The organism is Verrucosispora sp. WMMD1129, from assembly GCF_029581255.1.
Taxonomy (GTDB): domain Bacteria; phylum Actinomycetota; class Actinomycetes; order Mycobacteriales; family Micromonosporaceae; genus Micromonospora; species Micromonospora sediminimaris.
Genome location: NZ_CP120741.1, coordinates 769666 through 794882 on the forward strand (window position 1 = coordinate 769666; position 25217 = coordinate 794882).

Here is a 25217-nt window from a genome sequence, read left to right on the forward strand (position 1 = left end):
GCCGACATGAGCGGGCAGCAGAAGGCGCTGCTGGCGGCGCTGGGCGTACTGCTGGTGGTGCTGTTCGCGGTGGCGGTGGGCGCGGGTAGCGACGACCGGGGCGACCCGGCGGCCCGGCATCCACTTGTCGACCTGCTGGGGCGAGCCGGAGGTGGGCGGAGCGCCGTCGATCCGGCCGGGGTGGACGCGGACTGCGCCGACGCCGCCGGGCAGTTGGTGGTCAACGGTCGCTGCGAGCTGCGCATCGCCGATCCGGGCGGGTTGCGCACCCTGATCCTGCGCGGTCCGCAGGCGTTCAGCGTACGGGCCACGGCCCCGGGCGACGCCGACTTCACGGTCACCGACGAGGTGGATCCCGCCGACGACGGCAGCGGCGCCGTGGCCCGGGTCGCCGTCGACCGGGCCACCACGGTGCTGGTGAGTTGCCCGCCCGGGTGCCTCGTCACCATCGCGCAGGACTGAGGCAGGAGGTCGGCATGGGTGCGCTGCGCAAGCCGTTCCTGCTGCTGGCGATGCTGGCGCTGGTGCTGGCGGTCGGCCTGGAGGTGGGTGCCGGGCTGTTGCTGGGCGGCGGTGACGCCGGTGCGGAGTTGGCCGGCAGCGCCGCCGACCTCGGGGTGGAGGTCGGCGACGTACGAGAGGTCAGCGAGCCGTCCGGCCGTGGTACGGGTTACCTGGCGCTTGTCGACGCGGCGGCGCTCTGGACGACCGGGCTGTTCTGCCTGGGTCTGGTGCTGCCGGACCGGCTGCACGGCCGGATCCAGGGCGTCGCCACCCTGGTCTTCTCCATCGTTCTGATCCTGGTGGCCCTGCTGGCGCTGGTGCTCGCGTTCATCGAACTCATGATCATGGTGTCGTTGTTCCTGGCGCCGCCGTTCGGCACGCTGGCGTACCTGGCGCTGTGGGGCTTCTTCCCGGTGGGTGACGCCGCGCTGCTGCTCGCGCTGGTGCTGCTGCTCAAGCTCGCCTGGGCCGGGTTGCTGATCCTGGCTCAACCGAAGTTCCTTCAGAACAAGGGGCTGGTTCTGCTGATCCTGACCAGCCTGCTCTGCACGGTGCTGCTGGAGTTCCTGCACCACCTGGTGCCGGTGATCCTGGTGAGCATCGTCGACTCCGTGGGCGCCGTCGTCTTCGCGATCATCGCGATCGTCTGGGCGCTGGTGCTGCTGATCGGAGCGATCCCGGCGATCGTCAAGGCGGTGCGGGCCACGGCCGCCCTGCGCGCCGAGCCGGACCCGCACGGCTGACGGCCGGCCTGAAGGAATGAGCTGTGCCGTCAGTCGGGACCGCTGGTCTGCCTGAAGACGCCGGCGTGGGCGGCTGCCGCTGCCGCTTCGGCGGCCCGGTCCGCCATGGCCTCGTCGATGGGGTCTCCGCTGACGAGCAGGCGGTAGTAGAGCGGCGCCGAGACGGCACGGATGACCTCGGCTGCGTCCGTGTCCGGGGGCAACTCCCCGCGCCGCACGGCCTGTTCCACGCAGGGGGCCCACTCGGCGATCCGGACGGCGTAGAAGCGATGCAGAGCATCGGCGGCGCGTAGGTCGCAGGCCGCGGCGACGATGACCGCCCGGAACAGGGCACCCTGACGCGAGTCGACCAGGGTTCGCTGCACGAGCCGGGCATTGGCACGCAGGTCTCCGATCAGGCTTCCGGTGTCGGCTCTCGGCAGCGACTGCTCCGCCATGTCTGCCAGCAGGTCGGTGACCAGGCCGGCGGCCGTACCCCAGCGGCGGTAGACAGTTGTCTTGCCTACCTCGGCACGGCGCGCCACGTCCGCGAGGTCAAGACGGTCGAAGCCGTGCTCGACGAGTGCGTCACCGGCAGCTTTCAGCACGGCGGCGCGGACCCGGGCGGTCCGTCCTCCGGGCCGGATCGCACCGACAGTCATAACGGGTCTCCAGTTCCCTTAACTGCGATTGACTGCTAGCGTAGCCGACGCGCTAACGAAACCCCAGTTCCCTTAGCGGAAGGATTCATCGTGGAGTACCGACGACTCGGGGCATCCGGCCTCACCGTGCCCGCCCTCAGCTTCGGCGCCGGCACCTTCGGCGGGTCCGGCCCGCTTTTCGGCGCCTGGGGCAACACGGACGCCCGAGAGGCGAGACGCCTCGTGGACATCTGCATCGAGGCCGGGATAACGATGTTCGACACTGCGGACGTGTACTCCGACGGCGCGTCCGAGGAGGTGCTGGGGCAGGCGATCAAGGGCCGACGCGACGCCGTCCTGATCTCGACCAAGAGCGGTCTGCCGACCGGTGACGGGCCGAACGACGCGGGAACCTCACGGGCTCGTCTCATCCGATCGGTCGACGTGGCGCTGCGCCGACTCGGGACCGATCACATCGACCTGTTTCAGCTACATGCCTTCGACGCCGCGACGCCCGTCGAAGAGGTCATCGCGACCCTTGACGACCTGGTGCGAGACGGCAAGATCCGTTATCTCGGCGTCTCCAACTTCGCCGGCTGGCAGCTCATGAAATCCCTCGCCGCAGCCGACCGGGAGCATCGCCGCCGCTACGTGGCACACCAGGTCTACTACTCGCTCGTCGGTCGGGACTACGAGTGGGAGCTGCTGCCCCTGGGCCTCGACCAAGGCGTCGGAGCCGTGGTGTGGAGCCCGCTCGGCTGGGGACGACTCACCGGCAAGATCCGCCGCGGCACACCGCCACCGGCCACGAGCCGGCTCCACGCGACCGCCGCCTTCGGCCCACCCGTCGAGGACGAGCACCTGTTCCGCGTCATGGACGTCCTCGACGAACTGTCCCGCGAGACCGGTCGAGCGGTGCCGCAGATCGCGGTCAACTGGCTACTGCAACGGCCCACGGTAGCCACCGTCATCATCGGCGCCCGCAACGAGGCACAGCTGAGGCAGACCATCGACGCTGCCGGTTGGTCACTCACGCCGGAACAGACAGCCCGGCTCGACACTGCCAGCAGCCGCACCGCGCCCTATCCGTACTTTCCTTATCAGCGACAGGAAGCCTTCGCCAGGCTCAACCCTTCGCCGGTCGCGACCACAGCCTGAACGCAGACCCAAGCTAGAGAGGCGGCAACAACCCTGTAGTTGCCGCCTTTCGCGGGCCGGACACCGCAACAACCCTGATGTTGCTGCGTCGACGGCGGGGCGGCGTCCAGGGGGCGGTGGTCGAGATCCTGGACGCCCACCTTTTGCTTACGGCGGATATGGTTGCCCCGTGATCGGGCTCGGCCTGCTCTGGTACCTCGTCGGCGTGTTGGCCGACGTCGGTGCCACCAGCATGCTCTCCGGCACGGCGGCGGTGACCGGCGTGCTGCTGGCCGCCGTGCTCGCCGCCGGGGTCCTGCTCACCGGGACGGTGGCCGATCCCGCCCTGCGGGTCACCCGTCGGATGCTGCGGGAGCGCTCCGGCCGTACCGGGATACCCCGCCACCGCGATCCGGACGCTGCCGGCCGGGCCCGGCCCAGAGCCCCCACCGCCGCGACCCTCGCGGTCGCCTGAGCGTCTCTCCACTCACCCACCTCTGCCGCTCCTCGGCGACCGCTGGTGACCGTTCCTGCTCACATCAGCCTCAGGCCGTATCGAGGGGTGTTCCATGTCCATGATCTACCACGCCATCTCCGAGATCCTGTTGTTCTGGCACGCCGCCTGGCAACGGCTGCTCGGCGACGCGTCCGCGCTGCGCACCGACTGGTCCTGGGTGCTGGGCATCGTCTTCCTGGTGCTCACCGTCCGGATCATCCTGTTCCCCGTCTTCGTCAAGCAGATCCGGTCGCAGCGAGCCATGCAGGCGTTGCAGCCGAGGCTCGCCGAGCTCCAGGCCCGGCACCGCGACGACCGGGTGACCCTACAGAAGGAAATGGTCGAGCTGTACCGGGTGGAGAAGGCCAACCCGCTGATGGGTTGCCTGCCGATGCTGGTGCAGATCCCGGTCTTTCTCGGCCTGCTCCACGTGTTGCGACATCTCAAGCCGACGATGCCGGAACACCTGAAGACGCTGTACGGCTGGTCGGTGACCCAGTTCGACAGCGCCTCGTCGGCCACGCTGTTCGGCGCCCCGATCGCGGGTTCCTTCGGCTCCACCGGGCAGGAACTGGCCCTGCTCGGCGCGGACAGCGCGACGGTCAGGATCGTGGCCGCCGTGCTGATCGTGACGATGATCGCCACGACCTACCTGTCCAGCCGTCAACTGATCCTGCGCAGCGGCTGGGCCACGGACCCGCAGCAGCGACTGGTGCAGCGGCTGATGCTCTACGGCATCCCCGCCTCACTGCTCGTCTCCGGACTGATCTTCCCGATCGGAGTGATCATCTACTGGGTGACCACGAACCTCTTCTCGCTCGGCCAGCAGACCTGGATGCTGCGCAGGTACCCGCCACCCATTACCGCGACGACCGGTCCGGGTGCGCCGGCCAGCACGCCGACGGTTGACCCGACCCGCGACGGGGACGCAGCTGGCCGTCCGGCCGCACCGAAGGTCGGGGCGAAGCCGACCAACCGCCGCCGGAGGCGGGCCACCTGAGTCCCGGGGCAACCGCGCGGCGGACGTGCACCAGGGCAGTTCCCGATCATCGGGAACTGCCCTGGTGCAGGCGGTCGGCCACCATCGCGGCGGTGGCCGGTCAGCCTGGATTCAGCTGATCTCGGCGGTGGTCCACCGGGCGGAGGCGTTGGTGACCGGCGCGACGTCGCCGACGAGCGTGGTGGACGCCTCGACGTCACGGCGCGCGCTGGTGCCGATCCAGAGGTCCACGTCGCCGGGCTCCACCACTCGCGTCAGCGTTCGGTCGGAGAAGGCCAGCCGGGTGGTGGGCACGGTCAGCGTGACGGTGGCCGACTGACCCGGTGCCAGGTGGACCCGCTGGTAGCCGAGCAGTTGCGCCACCGGTCGGGTCACCGACGCCACCAGGTCACGGCCGTAGAGCTGCACCACGTCGTCGCCGGCCACTCCGCCGGTGTTGGTGACGCGTACGCTCACCGTCAGCGCCCCGTCGGTCGGCGCCGTGGCCGGCACCGTCAGGTCCGTGTACCCGAACGTCGTGTAGGACAGGCCGTGACCGAACGGCGCCGCGGGCGTCGCCAGCAGGTTGGTCACCTCGTTGCCGTCGCCGAGCGTGGGATGCAGGTACGAGTACGGCTGCGCGCCCGCCGACCGGGGCAGACTGACCGGCAGCCGTCCCGATGGGTTGACCCGCCCGGAGAGCACACCGGCGATGGCGCCCGCCCCCTCCTCGCCGGGGAAGAACGTCTGCACCACCGCCGCGCAGCGGCTCAGCGCCCAGTCGATCGCGTACGGCCGGCCGGTGAGCAGCACCAGCACGACGGGCCGGCCCGTCGCCAGCACCGCCTCGACCAGGTCCCGCTGCACCCCGGGCAGTTCCAGGTCGTCCCGGTCGCAGCCCTCGCCGACCGTGCCGCGACCGAACAGTCCCGCGTGGTCGCCGACGACCAGTACGGCGACATCCGCCGCGGTGGCTGCGGCGACCGCGGCGTCGAAGCCGGAGCGGTCGTCGTCGTCCACCGCGCAGCCGCGGGCCGAGGTGACCAGTTCGGCACCGAACTCGGCACGCAGCGCGTCGAGCACCGTCGGCACCTCGATACCGGCCTCCACATCGGGATGCTGCACGAGCACGTGGTTGAGGAAGGAGTAGCACCCGAAGAGGGCACCCTGCCGGTCGGCGTTCGGCCCGATCACCGCGATCCGCCGGTCCGCCGGCAGCGGCAACGCGCCCTGGTTGGCGACCAGGACTATCGACTTCTCCGCGAGGCTGCGGGCGATCGCCCGGTGCTCGGGCGAGTCGAGGTCGACCACCGGGGCGGGCTCGTCGGTGAAGGTGGCGTCCAGCAGCCCGAGTTCCAGCTTCTGGCGCAACACCCGCAGCACCGCCTGGTCGATCACCGACTCCTCGATCCGGCCGGCACGCACCGAATCCGCCAGGGTCAGGTACGCGTCGCCGGTCGGCAGCTCGATGTCGACACCGGCTGTCAACGCCTGCACGGCCGCGTCCGCGTGGTCACCGGCGACCTGGTGCAGCAGGTTCAGGAACGCCACACCGTAGTAGTCGGCAACCACCGTGCCGTCGAAGCCCCACCGGTCCCGGAGCAACCCGGTCAGGATCGTCGGATCGGCGGCCACGGGCACGCCGTCGATCTCGGCGTAGGAATGCATAACCGAGCGGGCGTCGCCGTCGAGGATCGCCATCTCGAACGGTACGAGCAGCACGTCGGCGAGTTCACGCGGACCGGCGTGCACCGGCGCGAAGTTGCGCCCGGCGCGGGAGGCTGAGTAGCCGACGAAGTGCTTGAGCGTGGCATGCACGCCCTGCGACTGCAGGCCGCGCACGTACGAGGTGCCGAGGGTGCCGACCAGGTAGGGATCCTCGGCGATGCACTCGTCGACCCGCCCCCAGCGGGGATCACGGATCACGTCGAGCACCGGGGAGAGCCCCTGGTGGATGCCGAGCGCCCGCATCGACGCCCCGATCGCCGCAGCCATCTCCGTGACCAGGGCGGGGTCGAAGGCCGCCCCCCACGCCAGCGGGGTCGGGAAGGTCGCCGCCTTCCAGGCCGAAAGCCCGGTCAGGCACTCCTCGTGCACGATCGCCGGGATGCCGAGCCTGGTCCCCGTCACCAGGTCGGACTGGAACTTCCACAGCCATGACGCCCGCGATACGGCCTCGACCGGCCGGGTGCCGTAGGCGCGGGTGAGGTGACCGAGCCCGTGCCGGGAAAAGTCTTCGAGCCGGCCGATGTCACCGAACTCGCCCTGCAACGGCGCGACCGCCTCGCCCTCCGCCTTTTCCCAGAAGCCGACGAGCTGTGCGATCTTCTCCTCGATCGTCATCCGACCGAGCAGTTCTCGCACGCGCGTCTCGCCATCGGACCCGTACCGGTCGGGCCGGCCGTGGCCCGATCCTGTCTGGGCCGGCACTGTCGCCGGCCCGCCCACGACCTCGCGGACCTCAGTCATGCTGTGTTACCCCTTTTGTGTTCGTGCCGCTGCCGCTCAGCCCTTGACCGCGCCCTGGAGGCCACCGACGATCTGCTTCTCGGCGAACGTGAAGAAAATAAGTGCCGGCAGCATCGCCAGCGAGGTGAAGGCGAGGATGCCCGCCGTGTCGGAGGTGTACTGGCTGGAGAAGTTCTGCACGCCCAGCGGCAGGGTGTGCAGGCTCGCGTCGCCGAGCACGAGCAGCGGCAGCAGGAACGCGTTCCAGCTGGTGACAAAGGCGAGGATACCGACGGTGACCAGCGCGGGCCGCGACAGGGGCAACAGGATGCGCCAGAGGAAGCCGAGCCGACCGGTGCCGTCGATGGCCGCCGCGTCCTCCAACTCCCGGGGGATGGCGGTGAGGAACGGTCGTAGGATCACGATCGTCAGCGGCAACGCGAAGGCGACCTGCGGCAGGATAACCGCGTAGTACGAGTTGATCAGGTTCAGGTCACGCAGCATCAGGTAGAGCGGCAGGATCGCCGCGCCGGCCGGGAACAGCAGGCCCAGGGTGAAGAAGGTGTAGAGCACCTCACGGCCGCGGAAGGTGTAACGGGCCAGCACGAACGCGGCGCAGACCCCCAGCACCACGACGCCGATCGTGGTGCCCAGGGACACCACGGCGCTGTTGAACACCTGCCGCCAGAAGTCGCTCTGGGTCAGCACCCGGGAGTAGTTGTCCCAGACCCACGGGTCGGGCAGCCCGGCCGGGTCCGCGACGATCTGCGGCGTGGTGCGGAAGCCGCCGACGATCACGTACACCACCGGGGTGATCGACACGGCGGCGACCGCGAGCGCCAGCGCGTAGGTGAGGGGATTCCCCCACGAGATCGGGCGACGCTTGGCGGTGGGAGACAGAACGGCGTTCGCGGCCACGATCAGTTTGCCCTTCTGGTGATGGCGCCCTCGATGTCGCGACGCAGGAGGAAGCGCTGGAACAGCACTGCCGCGACGAACGAGATGGCGAACAGGATGACCGCCACCGCGTTGCCGTAGCCCCACAGGCGAGCGAAGAACCCGTTGTCCACCATGTACGTCGCCATGGTGGCCGACGCGCCCAGCGACCGGACCGCAGGCACGGAGGTCACCCAGATCACGTCGAAGACCTGCAGCGAGCCGATCATGGACAGGAACATCCAGATCCGGATCGTGGGCCCCAGCAGCGGCAGCGTCACGTGCCGCTGGATCTGCCACCAGCTGGCGCCGTCGATGGCGGCGGCCTCGTTCAACTCCTGCGGCACATTCGACAGGCCGGCCAGCAGAAGGATGATGGCGAAACCGACGTACTTCCAGGTCAGAACGGCCAACATCGTCCAGATAACGATATCGAGATCGGCGAGCCACGCCTGTACGAGGCTGCCCAGTCCCAGCGACTCCAGCATCGCGTTGACCGTGCCGGCGTCGGACAGCAGCAGCTTCCACATGATGCCGACGGTGACCTCGGCCAGCACGTACGGCACGAAGGCCAGCAGGCGGAACAGCGTACGGCCCCGGAAATTGCGGTTGAGCAGCAGAGCGACGCCCAGCGCGATGGGTCCCTGGATCAGCAGTGACCCGAACACGATGATCGCGTTGTTGCGCAGCGCGTCGATGAAGATCGGGTCCTGGAAGGCCAGGACGTAGTTGTCGAAGCCGACATAGTCGGTGGGTGGTCCGACGCCACGCCAACGGAACAGGCTGTAGTAGAAGGCGAAGCCCATCGGGACCAGCACGAACATCACGTAGACGATCACGGCTGGTGTCGTGAGCCCGATGATCTCGTACCACTTGCGTCGGGTCTCGGCGGCCCGAGCGGACGAGCGCCGGGCAGGCCGAGGTCCCGCCGGCGGCGCGGATGCGCCGCCGGCGAGGTCCAGGGTCGGGTTGGTCGACGTCACTTGCGCGCGGCCGCCTTCATGGCCTCGACAACCTGCTCAGGGGTGCCGTTGCCGGCGAAGATGGCGACGATCGCGTCGTTCATCGCGTTACCGACGGTGCTACCGAACGCCGTGTCCAGCCAGAGCTGCACGTAGGTGGCGCTGGTGGTGGCCTCCAGGATGGACTTCAGGGCCGGGTCCTTGACGCCGTCCTCGGCGCCCTTGGCGACCGGCAGGCCGGTGCCGGTCTCGGCGTAGCCCTTCTGTACCTCGGGGCTGACGATGTACTTGAGGAACTCGACGCACTCGGCCGGGGCGTTCTTGGCGCAGGCGAAACCGTCGCCGCCGCCCAGGGCCGCCTTCGGGTCACCGGCGGAACCGGTGATGGCGGGCACCGGGAACCAGCCGATGAACTTGTTCAGCGCCTCCTGGTCCTCGGTGACGGTGTCCAGGGTGCCCTTGTTCCAGTCACCCATCAGCTCCATCGCCGCCTTGCCGTTGGCCAGCAGGCCGTTGGCGCTGGTCGGGTCGTTCTGGCCCGGCGTGGCGATGAAATTGGGCTGGAACGGCTCGGTGTCGATGAAGGCCTTCAGGTCCTGACCGGCCTTGACGAAGCACTGGTCGTCGAAGACGTTCTCGAGGGAGGCCTTCCGCAGGGTCTCCACCGAGCAGGCACGCAACGCGAAGTTGTACCACCAGTGCGCGGCGGGCCACTTGTCACCGGCGCCGACGGCGATCGGAATGACGTTGATCGCCTTGAGCTTGGTGACCGCGTCGTTCAGCTCGTCGAAGGTGGCCGGCGGAGCGGTGATGCCGGCCTGCTGGAACAGGTCCTTGTTGTACCAGATGCCCTCGATGCCCATCCGGTACGGCAGGCCGTACTGCTTGCCGTCCACCTGCCAGATCTCGACCGCGCTGCCGATGTTGGCAACCTCGTCCTTGACCTGGTCGGTGATGTCCTTGAGGTAGTCGGCCTCCACCTGCTCGCGGATCTCGCCGCCGCCCCACGCCTGGAAGATGTCCGGCGGGTCGTTGCTCAGCAGCGCGGCAGGGAGCCGGGTGCGCTGGAGCTGGTTGGTCTCGATGCCCTCGATCTCGATCGTGACCGTGGGGTGCAGTGCATTGAAGTCCTTGGCGACCTTTTCCCAGTAGGTCTTGCCGGGACCATCCTGGGAGGCGTTGTGCCACCAGGTAAGCGTCACCGGGTTCTTGTACAGCTCGCTCTCGGCAGGCGCCTCGTCCTCACCGCCGCCACCGCAGCCGGCGACGAGTAGTGCGGTTGTCATGGAAAGCGCTAGAAAGGTGGTTGCACGGCGCTTTATAGCCATCGATGTCTCCTCGACCAGTCAGTCGGGTGCTCGGCCTGAGCGAGTTTTTCAGTCGGGTAACCCAGTGTCAATCGGTGTCGATAACGTTTTCGACTCGTCTCCGTAACCGGCCCGATCGCCCTCTATCATCATCGACGTGGCGTTTCCCCAGCGTGTCAAGATGTCGGACGTAGCCCGCACGGCCGGCGTCTCCGTGGCGACCGTTTCCAAGGTGGTGAACGGCCGTTACGGAGTGGCACAGGCGACCGTGGAACGGGTCCAGCAGGTCATCCGTCAACTCGGCTACGAGGCGAGCCTCGGTGCGCAGAGCCTCCGCAGCCATCGCACAAACGTGCTGGGCATCCTGGTCGCCGAGTTCGAGCCGTTCTCGACCGAACTGCTCAAGGGCGCCAGCGTGGAGGTCGCCGGCACCGGCTACCAGCTACTGGCGTACTCCGGCGGCGACGGTGCCGGTACGGCCGTCGGTTGGGAACGCCGCTCGCTGGCCCGGTTGTCGGGCACGCTCATCGACGGGGCCGTGATCGTCACACCGACGGTGGTGGAGACCAAGCAGGGCTTCCACGTCGTGGCCGTGGACCCGCACACCGGCCCGTCGGGGCTGCCGACCGTCGATTCCGACAACTTCGCCGGTGCCGTCCTGGCGACCAACTATCTGTTGTCCCTCGGCCACCGCCGCATCGGGCACATCAGCGGACGCCGCGACCTCGAGTCGTCCCGGTTGCGCGAGGCGGGCTTCCGGCAGGCAATGGCCGACGCGGGCGTGACGGTGGACGAGCGGCTGGTGCGGGTCGGCGGGTTCCGCATCGAGAGCGCCGCCGAGACCGCCGCCGAACTACTCTCGTTGCCCGACGGCCCGACCGCCGTCTTCGCCGGTAACGACCTCTCCGCGATCTCCACAATCGACGTCGCCCGGAGCATGGGCCGGTCGGTCCCCGACGACCTGTCCGTGATCGGCTTCGACAACATCCCGGAATCAGCGCTTGTCAACCCGCCACTGACGACGATAATGCAGCCGTTGCAGCGGATGGGTGCCGAGGCGCTGCGGCTGCTGGTCGACCTGATCGCCGGCGTCGAGCGGGACACCCACATCCGGCTGCCCACCGAACTTGTCGTCCGCTCGTCCTGCCGTCCGCTGCGTGATTGATCAGCCGCCCCTTTGCCGCTTCTCGCGCCATCTGACGGTCTGCTCCCCCGCCGACGGTATTTCCCGGCTACGACCCCGCTCTGTATTTGGCGTAACCAGGTCGACACCGGAGCGTAACGAGCCGGGTCGACCACGGCTCCGTCGATGGGAGACACCTGTCATGAGCAGTGTAGGGAGACGGCTCCGCCGGGCCGTGTGGATCGGGTTCCTGGGAGCGGCGCTGACCGGCCTGTTGACGACCGGCGCAGCCGCCGCCGTGCCGGTCGGGCACGGGTCGGACCGCGCCACCCCGGTTGCCCGCACCGACGTCCACATCCGGGATGTCGCCGCCGACACCGGAGTCCAGCCACACTCGCTCGACCCGCTGTGGGCCAGCCCCGACATCAAGGTCTGCCCCACAGCGGTGGAGTGCGCCGTGAGCCAGAACCCGGTCGTCGGCGCGACCAACTACATCTTCGTCAAACTCCGTAACCCGGGCCCGTCCGGCTCGGGCTCGGTCAACGGCGTGCTACAGGTCTACCGGACGACGCCGGGTGGCGGTGCGGTGTGGCCCATCCACTGGACCAGGATCGGGGCGGCCTCCGTAGCCGCCGCACCCGGCGTCACCACCGTCACCATCCCGTGGAAGGGAGTCCCGGGACCGGGTCATTTCTGCCTGCTCGCCCGCTGGGTGTCGAACTCCGACCCGATGACCGTCGAGGGTCCGGACATCAGCACCAACACCCGGAGCAACAACAACATCGCGTGGCGCAACGTCGACTCGGTCCCGCTCACCCCGGGTGCCGGTCCGACCGTCCGGCCCTTCGCGATCGGCAACTCGCTCACCGTGCCGTCGCGCAACGAGGTGCTCTTCGTGGCGGCCGAACCATTGCAGAACATCGGTGGCCGGGTGGTCGTCGACCTCGGCCAGGACTTGTTCGAGCGCTGGCGTGCCGGCGGCGCGGTCGGCACCGGGGTACGGCCGATCGGCAGGACCCAGGTGGAGATCGTCGACACGACCTGGGCCAGCCTGGGCAACCTCCTGCTGCAACCCGGTGAGCGGGCGCAGTTCTCGCTGATCTTCACGGCCCAGGCGGAAAGCGACGGGGAGATGTGCCTCGCCGTGGTCCAGTTGGGCCCGGACAGCAGCGGGACGATGTCCGACCTGGGCGGTGTGCAATATCTGATCACCTCCCTGAAGGAGTAGTCCTCCAACGCCGTGTGCCGCGGGGGTCGGGAACCGTCCCGGTTTTCGATCCCCGCGGTGTCAGCGCAGGCAGACCCAGTCGGTCACCACGCTGAACCCGCCGGAGCGGGCGTGCAGTTGGACCGGGCCCGGCGGTGGGAGACCGAGCGAGAAGAGACCCACGGCGTCGACCGAGGTCTCCTCGTAGGTGCCGTTCGCGGTCCGGGCACTGACCCGGCCGCCGTCGACCGGACTGAGCTGCCCGACGATTCCCGTGCCGCCGATCTCGATCTCCACCACGATCGGGCCGCCCCGGAAGGACAGGTTCCGCGTGGAGCCGGCCGACCGGGTGGCCACCGCGCCCGGCTCACAGGCCGAGTCGAAGACCAGCTCAGCGACGGTGGGCTGGGCGCCCACCGTACGCCAGGCGAAGGCCGCCCGGGCCGCCCGGAGGTGCTCCTCGGGGACCTCGCCCGCGTCGCCGAGCGCCGCGCGCAGCTCCGCGCCGAGCGCGGCGTCATCGGCCGGCGGCCACTGCTCCATCACGCTCACCCCCCTTCGTCCCGTCCCCCGGGTGAGCACCAACGTACGGCGCGAGCGCGGCACAGGCACGAAGCCGACGCAGGCAACGCGCCTGGGTCGGCCCGATGCTGCCGACCGGTACGCCCAACCGCTCGGCGGTCTCCCGATAGCTCAGCGGCGGATCGGCCGTGAGCATCGAGAGCACCTGCTGGCAGCGGGGTGGAAGCTGGGCGAAGCCCTCGCGCAGGGCCCGCCGCCGCTCGGCACGCAGCAGGTCCTCGTCCGCCGCCGGCGACGTGCCGTGGTACGCGTCGAGGGCGCCACCGGACGGGTCGACGGGTTGGGTCCGCCGGCCGAGGCGGGACATCCGGTAGCACTCCCGCCGGGTGGTGACGGCCAGCCAGCCGGCCAGCGCCTCCGGTCTGCGCACCTGATCCAGATGTTCCACGAGCCGCAGCCAGACGGTCTGGTTGACGTCCGCGGCCTCGGCCCCAGCCAGGTCGTGGCCGCGGATCACCGCGTAGACGAGCGGGGTGTAGCGGCGAACCAGCTCGGTCCAGGCCGACTCGTCACCGTCGGCTGCGGCGGCCACCAGAACCGCGGCACCGCGCTCGGTCACCACAACGTGTCCCGGGAACTCATTCGACGAACACGCCGTAGTCGGGGTGCCAGGACGGCGCCGCCAGCAACGCCAGCCGGGCCTCGTCGGCGCTCAGGTCACCGGCGGTCATCAGGGCGGCGAGCCGACCGGAGACGTGGGCAGCCGCGAACGAGGTGCCGGCCCACGTCGCGAAGCCCTGGAACACCCGGGTCGGACGATCGGGCAGCGGCAGTCGACCCGCGACGTAGGTGCTGTCCCGGCGGCCGACGGCACAGGCGTCCACCCACGACCCGAATCCGCTGTCTTCCGCCGGCACCAGGCCGGCAGGACCCGAGGCGAGCGCGGCCACTCCCACGACGCGGTCCAGCGCGGCCGGCCAGATCGGTCGGTCGGTGCCAGCGTTACCGGCAGCCGCCACCACCGCGGTGCTCGGCGGCAATCCGGCCACGGCGTTGGCAAGTGGCATCGAGGGCTGGTCGTCGAGGGTGAAGCCGCCCAGCGAGAGGTTCACCACCGACACCTCGGGCGTCAGCCGTCCCATGGCCGCCACCACCATGGCCTCGTCGCCGATCCCGGTCGGCGCCAGTGCCGCCTCCGGGTCGACGTGTACGCCCGGCGCGGCCTGCCGCACCACCCCGGCGACGAACGTGCCGTGACCGCCCTGCACGGCGAGCACGTCGGCGTACAGGTAGAGCGGGTCCTCGTCGTCCGGCTCCGGGAGATACCCACCGCCCAGCCAGGACGGGTGGTAGTCGCCGGCCTTCCGCCAGATACCGGTGTCGCAGATACCCACCGTCACCCCCGCTCCCTCGCCGAGCCGGCTCGGGTCGGGCGGTGCGAGCGCGGCGGCCTCCCGAGGCGGCGTACCCGGGTTGCCCATGATGTTGCCCAGGCCGACCAGCACATGGTGCGGTTGGACCCGGGGTGCCGGTTGCCCGGGCCACTGTCGTGGGTCACGCAGCCTCGTCACGATTGAGGGAACATCGGTCTCGGCGACGAACCGCAAGCGGGTGACTCCCGCGAAGCTGTCCGCGATCGTCACCGCGTGACCGCGGGCCCTCAGCCAGGCCGCGACCCGCTGGGCGTCGGCGGTGGCGGCAAGCAACTGCCGGGGCCGGTAGAGGAAGTGCCGGCCGGCGGCGAGGTACCGCCGCACGTCGGGATCGGCGGTCAGCGCCGCCTCGAACGCGAGCTGGTACGCCTCGTCGTCAGCACGGTCGTGCCGGGTACGCGCGTAGCTCGGACGTGGCCCTGCGCCGAACGGTAACGCCGCCGCGGCCAGGGCGGATGCCGCGAGCAGTCGCCGACGCGACGGTCGGCCGGTGAGGGTGGCGCGGTCAGGACGCACGGCTCCTCCAACTGTGCGAGAGGCGGCACGCCCACCGGTGGCGGGCGCGGCGGCCCCCGCGAACCTCACCAATTCTTCCAATCAATCGTTGCAAGTCAATGAGGTGAACGCCCGTAACGGCCCACCGTAGCGCCATTCGTCGGCGTTGACGGACGAGTGTGGATGCTGAATTCTCTGACCATGCCTGACCGCACCGGTAGCGGTGCCGGAACCGCCCAGGCGGCTCTCGACCTCGTCCAACGCTGTCCGCGCGAGGCGATCACGATCGCCACCGGGGTCCTCACCGCGATTCCCGCCGATCGCGACGAGCGCGCCACCGCCGAGCGGGCCATCGGTCTGGCCCTGCGGGAACTAAACGATTTGTCCGGTGCGCTTCGCCACCTGCGCCGGGCGGTCCGCAGCGCCGGCTCCGCCCGCACCGAGGCGCTGGCCCGGATGAGCCTCGGCTACGTACTGGCCAACGCCGGCCGTACCGCGGCGGCGCTGCGCGAGGTGACCGCCGCGCTGCCCGAGCTGACCGGCGCCGATGCCGGACGCGCCCGAATGCAGCGGGGCGTGGTGCTGCACTACCGGGGGCTGTACGACGACGCGGTCCGCGACTACGGCCAGGCCATCGACATCGCCCAGCGTGAGGGTGACCGTCTCCTGGAGGCACGGGCTCGCAACAACCGCGGACTGCTCAACGCCCACCGGGGCACCGCAGACGGCACCGACGATCTGGACCGGGCGGCGGCGGTGTTCCACGGCCTCGGCCTTGACCTGGCGGCGGCCGACGCCCGCTGGAACGGTGGGATCGCCGCCGGGCTGCGCGGTGACGTCGCCGCCGCACTGCGCTGTTTCGCCGCCGTCGGCGAGGAGTACCAGCGGCTGGCCGTGCCCCGGCCGGCGCTGCTGCTCGACCGCTTCGAGCTGCTGCTGTCGGTGCCGCTTGTCGACGAGGCGGTGCAGGTCGCCGCCACCGCCATCCGGGAGTTGCGCAGTCGGGGAATGGCCTCCGATCTCGCCGAAGCGCTGCTGGCCCAGGCTCGGGCCGCGCTGCTCGCCGGTGACCTGGACACCGCTACCGGGTCCGCCGCGGCGGCACGCAACCGGTTCCGTCGCCAGGGCCGCCGTACCTGGGCAGCCTTCGCCCGGCACGTCGAGCTACGCGCCGAGTTTCGCCGGGGCACGCGGTCGGCCACGCTGCTGCGGGCGATGGTGCGCACCGCCGACCAGCTCGATGCCACCGGCTGGCCGGATCCCGCCCTCACCACCCGCGTCGACGCCGGACTGCTGGCGACGGAGTTGGGCCGGACCGGACGTGCGACGGCGCTGTTCGCACAGGCCGCCCGTAGCCGCGGTCGCGGCACCGCCCCGCGACGTGCCCGAGGTTGGTACGCCCTGGCGTTGTCGCGTCGGCTCGGCGGTGACGAGGCCGGTGCGGCCCGCGCACTGCGGCGCGGCCTGGCCGTGCTCGACCGGCACCGCACCTCGCTGGGCGCCACCGAGCTACGCGCGCACAGCGGGGTGTACGGGCAGGAGCTGGCGGCCGAAGGACTGGACATCGCGGTCCGGGCCCGCGCACCGGGCCAGGTGCTGGCCTGGGCCGAACGGTGGCGCGCCAACGGGCTACGGATGCGCCCGGCGCTGCCGCCCGATGATCCCGACCTGGTCGCTGCCCTCGCCGAACTCCGACTGGTCAGCGGCCTGCTGGAGGAGGCGGTGCTGGCCGGGCGGACCGTGCACAGTTTGCGCGAGCGGCAGACCCGGCTCGAACAGCGCATCCGGGACCTGGCCCGGCGCGCGCCGGGCGGTGCTCAGGTGGTGGCACCACCGGGTGTCCGGCGCCTGGCCGACCGACTCGGCCCCCGCGTCCTGGTCGAACTCGTGGCCCACGGCGACCGGCTTCGGGCGGTGCTGCTCCGCGACGGCCGCGCCAGCCTGCACGACCTGGGTCCACTCGACCAGGCGGCCCAGCTGGCGCACTGGCACCGGTTCGGGCTACGCCGGCAGATCGTCGGCGGGGACTCGGCCGCCGCGCGAGCCGGCACCGAACACGCCGCCGCGGCGCTCGACAGTCAACTCTTCGACCCGATACGGCGGCAGGTGGCCGACCGTCCGCTGGTGATCGTCCCGGTCGGCCCGCTGCACGGCGTCGCCTGGGCCGGGTTGGCTACCTGCGCCGGCCGGGCCGTCACCGTCGCCCCGTCGGCCACCGTCTGGCTCAGCGCCGAGCAGCGCGAATGGTGCACCAGGGCACCGGTGCTGGCCAGCGGTCCACGCCTGCCGGCCGGGCGGGCCGAGGTCGTCCGGCTCGCCCGGGTGTTGCCGGCAGCCCGGACGTTGACCGGGGCGGACGCCACCGTCACCGCGCTGACCTCGGCGATGGATCGGGCCGCGCTGGTGCACATCGCGGCGCACGGCGCCTTCCGGGCGGACAACCCCCAGTTCTCCACCCTGGAACTCGCGGACGGGCCGCTGTTCGCGTACGAGTGGGAGCGGCTCACCCGTCCGCCGTCCTGTGTGGTGCTCTCCGCCTGCGAGTCCGGGCTGCACGGAGTCCGCCCGGGCGACGAGATCATGGGCTTCGCCGCGGTGCTGCTGGCGCTGGGTACCCGGTGCCTGATCGCCACCGTGCTACCGGTGCCGGCGGAGCCCACCACCGCTCTCATGGTGGACCTGCACCGACGGATGCGAGCCGGTACCCGGCCGGCGCAGGCGCTCGCCAGCGCCCAGCGGGTGTTCGCCGCCGGCGGCGACGACACCGCGCGGGCCACTGCGGCGGCGTTCGTCTGCCTCGGCGCCGACTGACGGGTCATGCCTCGGGTTGACCGGACCCGGTTCAAACACCCGCGGCGGCCAGCCCGGCAGCGCTTTCCGGGTCGAGCCTGCCGTCGACCACGATCACCTGGTGACGGCCGTGCCGGCTGGTGCCGGCGGGGATGGTCACCGTCCGCGCGAAGGCGTAGGCCACGCACACCCCCGGGTACATGGTGGTCCGGACGAACCACCGGTCCCCCGGTCCGAGGCCGCTGAAGATGAGGGTGTACGCCCCGCCCTCGGGGGCCTGCCCGCGCAGCGCCACCCACGGTCGGTCACAGCCGTTGACCGCCTCCTCGCCGGTCAGCTCACCGGCGAACACCTCGGGCGGTTCGGTCGCCACCGCCCGCCAGAAGAACCCGCCGTAACCGGCGCCGCCGGGGCGCCCGTTGGTGGCCGGGCTGCCCAGCACGATGTCCCGATCGGCGGGTGCGGTGAGGGTGCTGGCGAGGTCGAGTCGCCAGGCGCTCGGGTGGCCGGACACGGCCGAGGCGCTGATGGTGCGCTGTTCGGAGAGCAGCACGTCACCGGCCGGATCACACCAGTGCAGCCGGTGGTCGAGCCGGTCGGGCGTCCGCTCCTCCCAGCCCACGTGGACGATGCGTCCGTGGTCGCCACGCCAGGTGTATCCGACGTCGCGGACGTAGGTGCGCCCGCCCCAGAGGTTGGTGCCGGCGACGTCCTGCACCGCCACCGACGCGCCGAGGTGCCAGACATGGTCGGCGGGCAGAGCGTCGGTGACCGGGGTGCCGGCCAGGGTACGCACCGGGTGCAGGTAGGGCCGGGGCCCGTGTTCGACGTCGAGGTCCGGGGCGAGCACGTAACGGGCCACCGGCGTACCGCCGACCAGCAGGTGCGGGTCCGCGCGGCCCTCGGAGGCGTCATCGGTGGCCCGGCCGAGGGTTCCGTCCCGTCCGTTCACGACAGCTCCACCTGGGTGACCGGCCGGCGACGGGCGACGGCGTGCACGGCGGCCAGCGCGTACCCGGCGAGGATCGGCACCGCGACCGGGGTGACCAGCACCCCGACCAGTACGGCCACCAGACTGGTCCCGGCCAGCGCGGCGCAGTTCGCAGGGTGGTCGAGGCAGGCGCGGGCCGCCCTGGTGACCGCCGACCGCCACCCAGTGCCACCGGTGCGCCCCACCTCGACCACGATCGCGGCGGCGTAGCCGAGCAGGGCCGCTGCCACCACGCTGGTGACAGCCAGTCCCACCGCCCCACCCGGGACCCGACCGGTGGCCAGCGCCACCAGGTTTGTGACGAGCAGCCCGACGCCGCCCAGTCCCAGCAGGGTGACGGGCAGGCCGGGCAGCAGTCCCCGGCCGAACCGCGACATCGTTCGGCGGGCGGTCGGCCAACTGCCCGTGTCGAGCCAGTCGTGCAGCGCCGCGCTGGCGGCGCCGACGGCGGCGCCGGCGGTCAGCACCGGCGCCGAGGCGAGCACCGTCAGGATACCCAGCAACGCCAGGTCGGCAGCGTCGCGTACGGTGTCGCGCCAGTCGCGGCGCTGGTCGCCGCGCTCGTCAGCCCTTGAGTCCACTGGTGTTGATCCCCTCGACGAGCATCCGTTGGAAGGCGACGAAGAACAGGAAGACCGGCAGCAGGGACAGCACCGCCATGGCGAACATCGGCCCCACGGCGCTCTGGCTGGTGGAGTCGATGAACAGGGTCAGCGCCACCGGGACGGTGTAGTCGCTCAACTCGGACAGGAAGACCAGTTGCCGGAAGAAGTCGTTCCAGGTCCAGATGAACGAGAAGATCGCGGTGGTGACCAGGGCGGGACGGCTCAGCGGCAGGATCACGTGCCGGAAGATGCCGAACGCGTTCGCGCCGTCGATCCGCGCCGCCTCGTCCAGCTCGCGCGGGATGCCGCGCATGAACTGCACCATCAGGAAGACGAAGAACGCCTCCGTGGCCAGGAACTGCGGGATCAGCAGCGGCAGGTAGGGCCACTCCCCGCCGACCAGGCCGAGGGTGCGGAAGAGGATGTACTGCGGCACGATCAGCACGTGTCCCGGTAGCAGCAGGGTGCCGATCATGACGGCGAACCACAGCCCCCGCAGCCGGAACCTCAGCCGGGCGAAGGCGTACGCGGCCAGCAGGCAGCTCACCGCGTTGCCGACCAGGGTGAGCAGGCTGACCATGGCGCTGTTCAGGAAGAAGCGGGCGAAGCTGACGTCGAAGTTGGTCCACCCGTCGGTGTAGTTGCCCGGGGTGAAGTTCCGGGGCAGCAGACCGATGTTGTTGACGATCTCCTCCTGCGACTTGACGGAGGTGCCGATCATCCAGAACAGCGGGTAGAGCACGACCGCGACGATGGCCAGCAGCACGACCAACCGGAGCCAGGAACGGCTGCGTGGGCGTTGTGGACGGGTCGCCACGGTCGGGACGACGGTATCGGCCACCATCAGCGATCCTCCCCGTCGGAGTAGTGCACCCAGAACCGGCCGGTGCTGAAGAAGATCACCGTGATGATCGCGATGGCGATCAGGAACACCCAGGCCATCGCGGAGGCGTAGCCCATCTCCAGGTTGGTGAAGCCGGTGATGTAGAGGTTGAGCGTGTACATCAGGGTCGAGTCGACCGGCCCGCCGGTGCCGTTGCTGAGCACGAACGCGGCGGTGAAGCCCTGAAACCCGTTGATGGTCTCCAGCACCAGGTTGAAGAAGATCACCGGGGAGAGCATCGGCAGGGTCACGTTCACGAACTGCCGGAACTTGCCGGCCCCGTCCACCGCGGCGGCCTCGTACAGCTCCGTGGGCACCTGCTTGAGCCCGGCCAGGAAGATCACCATCGGTGCGCCGAACTGCCAGATGGCCAGCACCATCAACGTCTCAAGCGCCCAGTCCGGGTCGTTCACCCAGGGCTTGCCCTGAATGCCGAAGAGGGCGAGGAACGAGTTGAACGCACCGTCCCGGTTGAACATGTTGACCCAGACGATGGCCAGGGCCACACTGCCGCCGAGCAGCGACGGCAGGTAGAACAGGCCGCGGAACAGGCCGACGCCGCGCCAGGCCCGGTTGAGCAGGAGAGCCACCCCGAGTGCCGCGGCCAGTTTCAGCGGTACGGCGATCAGGGCGAAGCTGAGCGTGACCCGTACCGAGTGCCACCACGAGGTATCGCTTGTGAACATCCGTTCGTAGTTGGCCAGCCCGACCCACTCCACCTCGGACCACGGCGTCAGGATGTCGTAGTTGGTGAAGCTGAGGTAGAGCGACAACAGCATGGGTATCGCCGTGATGCCCATCAGACCGATGAGCCAGGGCGACAGGAAGACGTATCCGGCCAGACCTTCCCCGTGCCGGATCCGTCCGGTCCCGCGCCGGTTGGCGTCGGGCCGGACGGATCCGGTGCCGCGTCGGGTCGGGTCGGGCGCCGTGGTCAAGGCCACGAACTGCTCCTCTCCGGGTGGTGCGGCGGGTCAGGAGGCGATTGCCGCCTTGCACGCCTCGACGAACTGGGCGGCGGACTCGGCGGGGGTGGCTCGGCCGTACTGCGCGTTCTCGGCGGCCTTGATCAGCTCGGCGCGAACCTTGCTGTGCCCCTTGATCGGCACCTGGGGCGCCTCGCCGAACGTCTTGGCCAGCTCGGTCTCGACGGCGATGGACTGCTTCATCGCCTCGTCGGTGGTGTCGTCGCTGACCACCCGGCGCAGGTCCAGGTTGGACGGCAGGCCCCGGTCGGTGCCGAGCAGCTTGACCGCGTCGGCGTCGTTCGCCAGGAAGTTGATCACGTCGACCGCGATGTCCGCGTTCTTGCTGCCCCGGAAGACCGACCAGTACATCGAGGCGCGGGCCCACTGGCCGCTGGGGTCACCCGGGTAGGCGATGACGCCGAGCTCGTCGGAGGTGTTCTTCTTCAGCTCGGGCATCTGGTTGACCCACACCCACGAGGTGGCGGCCTTGCCGGTGACCACCAGCTGCTTGGTGATGTCGGTGGCGTTGCCCTCGTGGATGACGTCCGGGGTAGGGGTCGCGCCCCGCTCGCGGGCGTCCTTCCACAGCTCGAACCACCTGGTCACGTCCTCCACGGTGAAACCGAGGTCGTTGCCGGAGTACAGATCCTTGCCCTGCTGGCGCAGCCACACCCAGAACGCCTTGTCGATGGCGCTCGCGTCCATCGTGCCGGGGACACCGGTCTTCTTGCTGACCTCCTCGGCCCAGGCGATGTGCTCCTCCCAGCTCATGCCGGTGGTCGGCTCGGGCAGGCCGTTCTTGGTCACCAGCGTCTTGTTGTAGACCAGCCCCTGGGTGTTCTCCCCGGCGGCCAGGCCGGCGAGCTTGCCGTCGACCACGCCGTACTGGAGCAGGCTGGGCGGGAACTTGGAGGTGTCGAGGTCACCGGACTCCTGGTACGGCTTGAGGTCCAGGGTCGCGTTGCGGGCGGCGTACTCGGTGAGGAAGTTGTCATCGATCTGGAAGATGTCGGGCGGGTTGCCGCCGGCGGTCAGGGTGGCCAGCTTGTCGAAGTAGCCCTGGTTGGCCTGCCACACCTTCTCGAAGACGACGTCCGGATTCTTCTGGGTGTAGAGGTCCAGCGCCTGCTCGGTGAGCTGGGCCCGGGCCTCGCCACCCCACCAGAAGATCGAGATGGTGGTCTTGCCGTCGGACGCTGCGTCGTCGCCGCAGGCCGCGGCCGCGCCGACCAGCGGCAGGGCGACGACCGCGGCGACCAGGCCGCGCAACAACCGGCGGCGCGGCAGGGGGGTACGGTAGGTGCGCCCGTCGGGCGCGCTGGCGGTGGGGTGCGTTGCGGGGTGCATGTGCGCTCACTCCTTGGCGTTAGGAGGCGACCACGTCACCGGCGGCCACGACCGGGTTGCCCGGGTCCGCACGGCGATGCGGGCCCGGGCCAGCGGCAGCGGTTCCGGGACGTTCCCGGCCGGCGTAGGGGCCCGGCGCGGTGGAGTCGCGGATGACCAACTCGGTCTGGAGCATTACCTGTGCGGTGGTACGACGGACGCCGACTGCCACGGTGGCACCGCCGCCCCGCGCGGTACGCGGGAAATCGGTGTCTTGTTGCAGCAACATGTCGACGGCCGTCCGGCCGGCGGCCGCGGTTGGCGTGGCCACCGTCGTCAGCTTGGGGCGGGTGAGTCGGCTCAGGGAGATGTCGTCGACACCGACGACACTGACCTCCTGTGGCACCCGCACCCCGAGTGCGTCGAGCCCTTCGAGAAGCCCGATCGCCATCAGGTCGTTGTAGGCGAGCACGGCGGTGACGCCGGCCCGGCGGACCTGCTCCGCCTGGGCGAGGCCGCCGGTCTCGGTGGGCGGGTTGGGACCGAGCACGGTCAGCTCCGCTCCCGCGGCCCGGGCTGCGGCGCTGGCGGCGCGCCGGAGCTCCCGGCTGGTCCACGAACCACGTGGACCGCCCAGCAGCGCCATTTCCCGGTGACCCAGCCCGGCGAGGTGCTCGATGGCCGAACGCGCGCCCTGCCCGACGTCCATCAGCACGCACGGCAGCCCGGCCAGCTGTCGGTTCACCACCACCAGCGGCACCTCCCGACTGAGCTGCTCGATCAGGCTGTTGCTCATCCGGGGGCTGCACAGCAGCACCCCGTCGACCTGCTTGGCCAGGGCGTGGACCAGTTCCTCCTCGGCGGCGGCGTCCTCGTTGGTGTCGGCCACGAAGACGTGGTAGTCGCGGTGGCGGGCCTGGCTCTCCGCCGCCTTGATCAGTGGCGGGAAGAAGGGGTTGGCGATGTCGGCGATGATCAGCCCGATGTTGTGGGTGCGGCCGGTGATGAGTGCGCGGGCGGCGCGGTTGGGCCGATAGCCCAGATCCTCGGCGCACGCGAGCACCCGTACCCGGGTCTCGGGGTTGACCAGATGGGGTGCCGAGAAGGTGCGGGAGACGGTGGAGATGTGCACGCCGGAGGCCCGGGCGACGTCCCTGATGGTGACTGGCATCCAGGCCCCCTTCGTCGATGTGTCGGCGGTCACGGGTGCCGCCAATTAATGCAAACGGTTGCGCCAGTGTCAACGGTGGATGGTTACAGCTGTGTTTCGGTGGGCTACACATCATGCCCTGTTAAGCCCATCAAACGGGGCAAAGGCCGCCGATTTTCGCGCCCTCGTTGACGCGAGCCGATCGACCGTGGTTACTTCAGTGCAAAGGTTTGCAGAGAGATCGAGGAGGGTCGGTCCGTGTCACCGCAATCCGGCAGGCGGGCCCGGTACGCCGTGGTCGGCACCGGCGCCCGCGCCGAGATGTTCGTCCGGGCGCTGGTGCGCGACCACGCCGACACCGTCGAACTGGTCGCCTTCGCCGACGTCAACCAGGCCCGGATGGACGCCCACAACCGGTGGCTCGGTGAGCTGGGCCACCGACCCGTGCCGACCTACCACGCGGGCGACTTCGCCACGATGCTGGCCAAGGAGCACGTCGACGTGGTGTTGGTGACCTCCGTGGACGTCACCCACGACGAGTATGTGGTGGCTGCGCTGGAGGCGGGCTGCGACGTGGTCACCGAGAAACCGATGACCACCGACGCGCCGCGCTGCCAGCGCATTCTCGACGCGGTACGCCGCGCCGGCCGGCGGGTGACGGTGGCCTTCAACTACCGCTACAACCCGCTGCACGAGCAGCTGCGCCGGCTGCTGGCCGACGGCGCGGTCGGCGAGATCGGCTCGGTGCACTTCGAGTGGCTGCTCGACGTGCGCCACGGCGCCGACTACTTCCGCCGCTGGCACCGGGACAAGGCCAGCTCCGGCGGCCTGATGGTGCACAAGGCCAGCCACCACTTCGACCTGGTCAACTGGTGGCTGGACGCCACACCCGTGCAGGTGTACGCCGCCGGCCGGCTGTTCTTCTACGGTGCCGCCGGCCGCCGGCACGGCTACGCCCGGGACTACGACCGGGCCCATGCGTCGCCGGCCGCCGACGACGACCCGTTCGCGTTGCGGCTGGCCGAGCACCCCCGACTGCGCGAGTTGTACCTCGACGCCGAGGCCGAGGACGGCTACCACCGGGACCAGAACGTCTTCGCCCCCGGGGTCAGCATCGAGGACGACATGGCGGTGCTGGCCACCTACTCCACCGGGGCGACCATGACCTACCACCTCACGGCGTACGCGCCCTGGGAGGGATACCGGGTGATGGTCAACGGCAGCCGGGGCCGCCTCGAACTGGAGGTCACCGAGAGCGAGTTCGTAAGCCCGGCCGCCGCCGGTGCGCTCAAGGGCGCCGCACTGCACGGCGACCAGGCAGCCGACGAGGGTGGCGCCGCCACGCTGACCCTGCGCCCCTTCTGGTCACCGCCGCAACGCATCGAGGTCGACGGCTACACCCGGCACGGGCACGGCGGGGCGGACGCTCGGATGACTCAGGTGCTGTTCGGTGGCGTACCCGATCCGCTGCACCGCGCGGCCAGCGCTCGCGACGGGGCGCTGGCCCTGCTCACCGGCCTGGCCGCCAACCGGTCCTTCGAAACCGGCGCACCCGTGCGGGTCGCCGACCTGCTCACCCTCGACTGACACCG

Annotated in this window: 23 protein-coding genes; 9 read left to right on the plus strand and 14 right to left on the minus strand. The window is 70.4% G+C overall.

The genetic code is table 11. The features are described from left to right. Positions 1 to 6: 6 nt before the first annotated feature. Together O7624_RS03575 and O7624_RS03580 are read left to right on the plus strand one after the other, a co-directional pair. On the plus strand, positions 7 to 462 hold the full coding sequence (locus tag O7624_RS03575) for a hypothetical protein (protein WP_282238906.1): 456 nt from the start codon (positions 7 to 9) through the stop codon (positions 460 to 462). Between the two features lie 14 nt (positions 463 to 476). Next, positions 477 to 1247 (plus strand): hypothetical protein, encoded by a 771-nt coding sequence (locus tag O7624_RS03580; RefSeq protein ID WP_282238907.1) that lies wholly within the window; start codon positions 477 to 479, stop codon positions 1245 to 1247. 29 nt (positions 1248 to 1276) lie between these two features. On the opposite strand, the gene O7624_RS03585 is transcribed toward O7624_RS03580, so the two are convergent. Beyond that, a complete protein-coding gene (locus O7624_RS03585; protein WP_282238908.1) occupies positions 1277 to 1888 on the minus strand; it encodes a TetR/AcrR family transcriptional regulator in 612 nt (203 codons plus the stop codon). A 90-nt stretch (positions 1889 to 1978) separates the two neighbouring features. On the opposite strand from O7624_RS03585, the gene O7624_RS03590 reads away from it, so the two are divergent. The 3 genes from O7624_RS03590 (at position 1979) to yidC (ending at position 4500) form a co-directional block, all read left to right on the plus strand. Continuing rightward, positions 1979 to 3025, plus strand: coding sequence for an aldo/keto reductase (locus O7624_RS03590; RefSeq protein WP_282238909.1), 1047 nt, complete (start codon positions 1979 to 1981; stop codon positions 3023 to 3025). Positions 3026 to 3194: 169 nt separating this feature from the next. After that, positions 3195 to 3479 (plus strand): DUF6412 domain-containing protein, encoded by a 285-nt coding sequence (locus O7624_RS03595; RefSeq protein WP_282238910.1) that lies wholly within the window; start codon positions 3195 to 3197, stop codon positions 3477 to 3479. Between the two features lie 94 nt (positions 3480 to 3573). Continuing rightward, positions 3574 to 4500 carry a membrane protein insertase YidC gene (gene yidC / locus O7624_RS03600; protein WP_282238911.1) on the plus strand — a complete coding sequence of 309 codons (927 nt, stop codon included), beginning with the start codon at positions 3574 to 3576 and terminating at the stop codon, positions 4498 to 4500. 111 nt (positions 4501 to 4611) lie between these two features. Here yidC and O7624_RS03605 read toward each other — a convergent pair whose 3' ends face one another. The 4 genes from O7624_RS03605 to O7624_RS03620 all read right to left on the minus strand — a co-directional run bounded on the left by O7624_RS03605 (position 4612) and on the right by O7624_RS03620 (position 10111). Further along, entirely contained in the window at positions 4612 to 6843 is a 2232-nt protein-coding gene (locus O7624_RS03605; RefSeq protein ID WP_282238912.1) for a glycoside hydrolase family 3 N-terminal domain-containing protein, read from the minus strand. Between the two features lie 141 nt (positions 6844 to 6984). After that, positions 6985 to 7851 (minus strand): carbohydrate ABC transporter permease, encoded by an 867-nt coding sequence (locus tag O7624_RS03610; protein WP_093402815.1) that lies wholly within the window; start codon positions 7849 to 7851, stop codon positions 6985 to 6987. Beyond that, positions 7848 to 8846, minus strand: a complete 999-nt coding sequence (locus O7624_RS03615; protein ID WP_093402620.1) for a sugar ABC transporter permease — start codon at positions 8844 to 8846, stop codon at positions 7848 to 7850. Before O7624_RS03615 ends, O7624_RS03610 begins: the two co-directional genes overlap by 4 nt. After that, positions 8843 to 10111: an extracellular solute-binding protein gene (locus tag O7624_RS03620; RefSeq protein WP_282238913.1), complete on the minus strand. Its 1269-nt coding sequence runs from the start codon at positions 10109 to 10111 to the stop codon at positions 8843 to 8845. The genes O7624_RS03615 and O7624_RS03620 overlap by 4 nt, the downstream gene beginning before the upstream one ends. Positions 10112 to 10313: 202 nt before the next feature. On the opposite strand from O7624_RS03620, the gene O7624_RS03625 reads away from it, so the two are divergent. Together O7624_RS03625 and O7624_RS03630 are read left to right on the plus strand one after the other, a co-directional pair. Then, positions 10314 to 11297 carry a LacI family DNA-binding transcriptional regulator gene (locus O7624_RS03625; protein WP_170863354.1) on the plus strand — a complete coding sequence of 328 codons (984 nt, stop codon included), beginning with the start codon at positions 10314 to 10316 and terminating at the stop codon, positions 11295 to 11297. A 160-nt stretch (positions 11298 to 11457) separates the two neighbouring features. Further along, on the plus strand, positions 11458 to 12483 hold the full coding sequence (locus tag O7624_RS03630; RefSeq protein WP_282238914.1) for a hypothetical protein: 1026 nt from the start codon (positions 11458 to 11460) through the stop codon (positions 12481 to 12483). 60 nt (positions 12484 to 12543) lie between these two features. Here O7624_RS03630 and O7624_RS03635 read toward each other — a convergent pair whose 3' ends face one another. Genes O7624_RS03635 through O7624_RS03645 form a run of 3 tightly spaced genes read right to left on the minus strand, consistent with a single transcriptional unit; the run spans position 12544 to position 14933 of the window. Continuing rightward, positions 12544 to 13005, minus strand: a complete 462-nt coding sequence (locus O7624_RS03635) for a hypothetical protein (protein ID WP_093402616.1) — start codon at positions 13003 to 13005, stop codon at positions 12544 to 12546. Beyond that, entirely contained in the window at positions 12980 to 13603 is a 624-nt protein-coding gene (locus tag O7624_RS03640) for a sigma-70 family RNA polymerase sigma factor (protein WP_093402814.1), read from the minus strand. The genes O7624_RS03635 and O7624_RS03640 overlap by 26 nt, the downstream gene beginning before the upstream one ends. Positions 13604 to 13622: 19 nt before the next feature. Next, positions 13623 to 14933, minus strand: a complete 1311-nt coding sequence (locus tag O7624_RS03645; RefSeq protein WP_282238915.1) for a S8/S53 family peptidase — start codon at positions 14931 to 14933, stop codon at positions 13623 to 13625. A gap of 180 nt (positions 14934 to 15113) precedes the next feature. Between O7624_RS03645 and O7624_RS03650 the strand changes: the two genes are divergently transcribed. Further along, positions 15114 to 17723, plus strand: a complete 2610-nt coding sequence (locus O7624_RS03650) for a CHAT domain-containing protein (protein ID WP_282238916.1) — start codon at positions 15114 to 15116, stop codon at positions 17721 to 17723. 31 nt (positions 17724 to 17754) lie between these two features. On the opposite strand, the gene O7624_RS03655 is transcribed toward O7624_RS03650, so the two are convergent. The 6 genes from O7624_RS03655 to O7624_RS03680 are packed head-to-tail and all read right to left on the minus strand — an operon-like array spanning position 17755 to position 23646. Further along, positions 17755 to 18654, minus strand: a complete 900-nt coding sequence (locus O7624_RS03655) for a PmoA family protein (RefSeq protein WP_282238917.1) — start codon at positions 18652 to 18654, stop codon at positions 17755 to 17757. Continuing rightward, positions 18651 to 19274: a hypothetical protein gene (locus O7624_RS03660; protein WP_093402613.1), complete on the minus strand. Its 624-nt coding sequence runs from the start codon at positions 19272 to 19274 to the stop codon at positions 18651 to 18653. Before O7624_RS03660 ends, O7624_RS03655 begins: the two co-directional genes overlap by 4 nt. Further along, positions 19258 to 20142: a carbohydrate ABC transporter permease gene (locus tag O7624_RS03665; RefSeq protein WP_282238918.1), complete on the minus strand. Its 885-nt coding sequence runs from the start codon at positions 20140 to 20142 to the stop codon at positions 19258 to 19260. The genes O7624_RS03660 and O7624_RS03665 overlap by 17 nt, the downstream gene beginning before the upstream one ends. After that, on the minus strand, positions 20142 to 21125 hold the full coding sequence (locus O7624_RS03670) for a sugar ABC transporter permease (protein WP_093402611.1): 984 nt from the start codon (positions 21123 to 21125) through the stop codon (positions 20142 to 20144). The genes O7624_RS03665 and O7624_RS03670 overlap by 1 nt, the downstream gene beginning before the upstream one ends. A gap of 30 nt (positions 21126 to 21155) precedes the next feature. Continuing rightward, complete coding sequence (locus O7624_RS03675; protein ID WP_282238919.1) at positions 21156 to 22496, minus strand: extracellular solute-binding protein; 1341 nt, start codon at positions 22494 to 22496, stop codon at positions 21156 to 21158. A gap of 19 nt (positions 22497 to 22515) precedes the next feature. Then, on the minus strand, positions 22516 to 23646 hold the full coding sequence (locus tag O7624_RS03680; protein ID WP_093402812.1) for a LacI family DNA-binding transcriptional regulator: 1131 nt from the start codon (positions 23644 to 23646) through the stop codon (positions 22516 to 22518). Positions 23647 to 23883: 237 nt separating this feature from the next. On the opposite strand from O7624_RS03680, the gene O7624_RS03685 reads away from it, so the two are divergent. After that, a complete protein-coding gene (locus tag O7624_RS03685; protein WP_282238920.1) occupies positions 23884 to 25212 on the plus strand; it encodes a Gfo/Idh/MocA family oxidoreductase in 1329 nt (442 codons plus the stop codon). Positions 25213 to 25217: the final 5 nt, after the last annotated feature.